The following is a 5,388-nucleotide window of genomic DNA, read 5'->3' on the forward strand; positions in this document are numbered from 1 at the left end:
TTTCCAGCAAGTAAATAAACCATCGTTTTAAATAATTTATTCTTATACCCTTTTGCTTTTCTTTTTGTTACTTGTTTGTTGCAAATCCGTGGGGGCTCATTGCCGCCCCCACGAATTTGCGACAAAAATGGGGCTCAGTTTACTTCACTGAGGGAGTTAGTATCGAACTTTTTGATCAGAAAAAAATTCAGCTTACCCACTCAAAACGCAAAAGAGCCGAATATTTTAACAACAAAAATTTGTGCATATACTCGCAGGTATAGCATCCGGCGTTTGGGTATGGCTTTAATTTTTCGTTAACTACTCTTAAGATATTCTGTTCATGGTGTTTGGGTTTTGTAAATTCTATAATTAGAACTCCAAACATTTTCTCAAAATAATTTTGAGAAAAATTTAACAACCTAGAAGGAGAAAAACATGAAAAGAACAATATTTGCAGCGCTCATGACTGCAATTCTGGTTTTGCCTGCAAGCGCTAGGATTGGCAACCAAGCGGGTCCAGCACGAGACGTTATTGTAACGATGCAAGATGTATCAATAACCGCAGATCGCCACAACGCAGACCGTGGAGTAATTACCGTCCAAAATCCCACCATTAACTATAAAATCCAAAAGGGTAAAGAGGTTGCCAAACCTTTAACAGCAGCAGGTTTTGCAAATCTTTGGTCACCAACATCCCAATCGAAAGATAGCTTTGCCAAAGTGGCTCCGAATGCTCAGTTGAGTTTTTGGGATCCGGCACATAAAAATTTCTACGAGGCTAAGTTTTCTATCGAGAAGGTAACGATTCCTGAGGAAGGCAAACTTCAGCTTGCGGTCCGCTTTCTTGATCGTCAGCATCCTATTCAGGTGACAGGCAGGCAGGCAACTACAAAAAACGCCAAAGCAACCACTACAGGCCAGATTCATCCAACCGCATTGAGCGTTGGGCAAATCGAGCAGCAGCTCCATAACACCAAGACCTCTGCTGTAATGGTTATAGATAACAGCCCATGGGATCCAAGGAAAAGGTAACAATAATCTGAATTTCGGATAAGAAGTACCTATATCCGTATCAGCTCTCATACCGGAAGCCAATTTTGCCAAGCTGGAACGCAAAATCCGGCTATCCGGCCAATTATTTTTTCCTCAAAATATTGTCAGGCTAGGCAACTACCTAGATTTCGCCACTTCATGTTTTTTTAAACAATGACTGCAAGACTAGCTTTTTAAAATCGTCAAAATCCATATCCATTGGTATTTGCTTAACAATCGCTTCAGGCCAGCTATTGATATCACCACGTATAGTTTGAATAAGTTTTTTCATATCGTCTCTTTTTAAACTCGATGACGTGCCACACTTTGCACAACAACTGCTTTTTTTGCACGAACAGCGCTGGATACCGTCAAGCCAGGCGTTATAACTATCATCAAAATAGCCAGCATGACTCGCTTGCCGGCGGACAAGGTCAGCCAAGGCAATAGTTACGAGTACCCGCATGGGTTGAGTGGGAAATAACTCTTGCAACTTTGGTAGAATAGGCAAGGCATGAAAAGCTGCCAAAACAGTTGAGAGCCCACCTAAAAAGCGGCGCCCCTTCACACAATTGGCGTTATTTTTAGGAGACCACAGGTGCAATATTGTGTTGATCTCTCGCTCAATCACTCCGCTTGCCCCCAATACCAATAGCCCCCCACCTAATATACCGAAACTGTTGGATACTCCTGGAGAGGTAATCTCCAGCATTGAGCTCCTGGAAAGTTGGATGCTCGCAGGGATAGCCATGAAGGTAAAACCGTTATCGATAACCTGTGAAAAATCTTTTCGTAAATCTGACCCATGCGTTTTTGGGTTGGCATCGGCAGACTCTCCATCATCTAGCAAGGGCGATATTTCGTCATTAGCAAATGAGAGTTGTTGAATATCCTCTTCCTCTTGCATTCTCTGCAAGTATAGCTTGATTTTCTGCATTTTATGCAGCGTATCTCTCTCGGCAAACAACAGCGCACCTAAAGGATAAACATTTTTCTGAGTAGTTAGAAAAGCTTCCAAACCAATTCCCAAAACTCCCGCTCCAAACACCTGAGTAAACCAATCATATTGACCAGCTTCAGAATCGAACAGTAAATTAAAGTGAATGATTGCTGCTATGGAAGCTGGTAATACCGAAATGAATTTACTAAAAATCACTTGCACTCTCTCGCGTTGTGAAAAATCGCCCCAACTTCTCTTAAGCCGCATAAAATCATCAAAGATCCGGGTTCCAAAGCGATATAGGAGAGCTGAACTATGGAAAGTCATAGTTGGCTGGACAATGCACATAATGGTAATGTCCTCCCATGTCATAGTTTCACGTCCAGGAGCAATCGGAAGATGAAAGAGTATGCCTAAGCCCCTGGTCAAAAGGGCAACATAGGATTGTGTGATATAGGCTCCACCCGCAAAGCAACCCATTTTCAGTGAAGTAATCAAGGCACTCCTCAAGCATTCATTTTCGATCAAGGGCTCTCTTTCAACATAATACTTCAAGTATCTCACGAATGACTGGTTGTCCCCTGCTAGGTCTTGATCTCTCGGGTGTATTCTATCTAAGCCAAGTTTGTTTTCCAGGATTACTGCATGCTGGTTTGGAAGTCCTGCAATCCACATTCTCTTCGCATGGATTGTTTGCAAATAATTCGCTCGCTCAACAGCAGGTGTTGCTGCGGCATATGTTTTTAAAAAGTCATTAAACAATTCATCTAGAGCACGACGGGATCGATTCGTTTCTTCAGCCAGCACGGACAACGAGTAACAGCTAAGAAAGAATACATCAAAAACTGAGCCCCCAAACACATAAGGTGCTAGTTTGAAGGCCAACCCCATCTTGCCTCCAGCTAATAAAGGACCAACTACAACCAATGAACTAAGGTCAATGAATAGCCGTGTTTTGGGGTGATCAGCTTCATCAAAGCCGAAATTTATGGTGGAAGAAAAGCTACGTACATGTCCTGATTGCCTGAGAAGTCGTCTATAAGCAGAGCTCCATGTGGTCAGATACTCCTCCATATGGTCCCAAAGCAATGGCATTCGATTAAGGCTTACATACGTGCAAGCAATTGCAACATCTAAAGCAGAGAGCCCCGGCCAGGTAAAAAGCCTTGCGCTGGGCTGCGACCAATCTGAAAAAAACAACCTGTTTAACAAATAACTTTTGACAAAAACATTAACCAGACCGGCAGAAAGCTGTATTCCGTTTCCAAAAAATTGTCTTATTTGTTCAAGCGAAGAAACATACTGCAAGCGATCAAGGTCTGCTGCTATCTCATCTTGTAAACTCGAGTCAGAATCCTCAAGATTTGTTTCATCTTGGCTTGGGCTGGAAGAAGAGTCTGTTTCACCCACGTATTGCCGACTCAATTTTTGCAGTATTTGTGTGGGTAATTTATCTAGCGCTTCTGGAGAAACTTCAAAGCCTTTTTTCTCCAAAACCCGAAGTAACGCCAATAACCGTTCTCTTGCTGCCGAGGGTTCTGTCCTATAGCAATGCCCAAGCTTTTCAGTTTGCCTTTCCGCATCTTGTGCAAACTGCATTGCTTGGTGAGCTCCGTAACTGCCGGCAAAGGCTTCTTCCCATCCCGCAAAATCTCTTTCTATATTGGCAATAAAAACCCCTTCGGTAATTCCCTCTAGCAATGTTCCAAACTGGGTCATGCCAATTTTAAAAAGCTGCCAACCCGTACTCGATTGCTGAGGGGATTCTTCCTGCAAAGAACCCCCACTATACCACTGATAAATGGAGGCAGCACAGCTTTTTGTCCAGCGAAACAACCGCTTTGCTTTATCAACAACATGGTGTACGCTCGAGTGAGCCCCTTTCCAAGCAGTAGGCAAAGTTACAAGATAAAATCCGGTGTTGAAAAGTACACTGCCCATGCCATCATCAATACCCACTAAATCTCCCAAATATTCTAAAAAAGCCGCACTTGAACTGCCAACAGCAAAAAATGCAACTCCACCAGAGACAATCATAACAGCTGCCTTACCTGAGGTTGTTAAGACCTCAGTACGGGTACAGCAGCATTTTCGCCGCTTTTTCTGGTTTGGATCTTCTTCCAAGCAGAGGTTTTGCACTAATTTTGTTGAATCGACTCCACTCGTTTCCTCTTTTGATGACGAATAACCGTCTCCTACCTCTACTAACAAATTATCGGTTGCTTTAGAAGTTACGCAAAGGGACAATGACAGCAAAATAGAAAAAAGAATTAGTCTCACTTAAACCTCAACTGCCACTTTAATTTGGGGCTAGTGTACCTCTAAGGATAACGGTTGTAAACAGTAAGGACTCCTAAGGCCAGGGCTACTTCATGAAGATTATGTTGACTTTTTCAAAGTCTTATCTACAAAGGGTTTGAGTGCTCTTACAGATACGTGCAATACTACGTGCTTTTTGCAGGCTGAAAATGGCCGAATATGATGACTGTTTCATGAGGTAGCCCTGAGCAATTACAACTTTTTTAATCGGCGGAGGTGTGAACACTTTCGGTGGAAAATCGTGAACGTTTTCGGAGCTCGATGCCAAAAATTGTTCAAGCTTTTCCGCCGAAGGTATTCACGTTCTCAGCAATACGCAGTAGTCGAATAACTAACGAAAAATGATTGTTTCGTTAGTTGACTTAAAATAGATAACGTGTATGTTAGTTATCCTAAGGTAGAGACTATAGTAGATTAAGTTGGGGATAGGGAAATGGATAAAAAACAGAGAGTTGGGCAGTACATAAAAAGCTCCTCTGTCAGTGGAGAACATTACTTAGCTTATATCCCCCAAAGCCTTCCACCAGTCAGTCCTCCCTTGGATATGCTAGAATTATAATGGAAAAAGACCATACTCTTTTTTATCGAGATGTCTGGTGATATCTACACTTTAATCTGCATTACCAGAGGCTGCCTGTTCCGACTAACAAGCTGCCATCAGTTTATTGTAGGCCTCATTCGGTGTATCGCCATAAAAGCTCATTTTTAAATCTCCTATAAAATGGGCAATCCACCCGCCATTATCAGCAATGTGTAAGGTCACAGCTTCATCGCCAACGTAAGGATTTTTTGTGCAAACTTTTTTTAAAATTTTATGCTTGCGTTTGCAAAAAAAGGAGGCTAGTCTTTATGAGTAAGCGTGGCAGGCGAGGTGTCGAAAGCACCGCACCTTCCACTAACCAACCCGATCTAACCAATGAGATCAGATATGGCTAACGCCAATGTACATTATCGCACCTTCCAGCACCAGCATTTCATGGGGCAATTTCTTAAATATTTGCTTATTTCTGCTTGGTTTGCCGCACGAATGTTGTGCAAGCGGTATGTTGCGGCGAGTTGTAGGGAACCCTGGCGCGTTTGCCCCTTGGGACTTAGTCCCAAGGGAGTTAATTTCC

General features: G+C 42.7%; 3 protein-coding genes. 2 read left to right on the top strand and 1 reads right to left on the bottom strand.

Annotated elements, in window-relative coordinates; genetic code table 11:
• Positions 1–417 precede the first annotated feature (417 nt).
• Complete coding sequence (locus tag ABFQ95_07440) at positions 418–1,014, top strand: hypothetical protein (GenBank protein ID MEN8237353.1); 597 nt, start codon at positions 418–420, stop codon at positions 1,012–1,014.
• Between the two features lie 157 nt (positions 1,015–1,171).
• Here ABFQ95_07440 and ABFQ95_07445 read toward each other — a convergent pair whose 3' ends face one another.
• Entirely contained in the window at positions 1,172–4,234 is a 3,063-nt protein-coding gene (locus ABFQ95_07445) for a hypothetical protein (protein MEN8237354.1), read from the bottom strand.
• A 967-nt stretch (positions 4,235–5,201) separates the two neighbouring features.
• On the opposite strand from ABFQ95_07445, the gene ABFQ95_07450 reads away from it, so the two are divergent.
• On the top strand, positions 5,202–5,388 hold a 187-nt coding region (locus ABFQ95_07450; GenBank protein MEN8237355.1), incomplete at its 3' end, for a hypothetical protein.

It is taken from the genome of Pseudomonadota bacterium (genome assembly GCA_039714795.1).
Taxonomy (GTDB): domain Bacteria; phylum Pseudomonadota; class Alphaproteobacteria; order JAGOMX01; family JAGOMX01; genus JBDLIP01.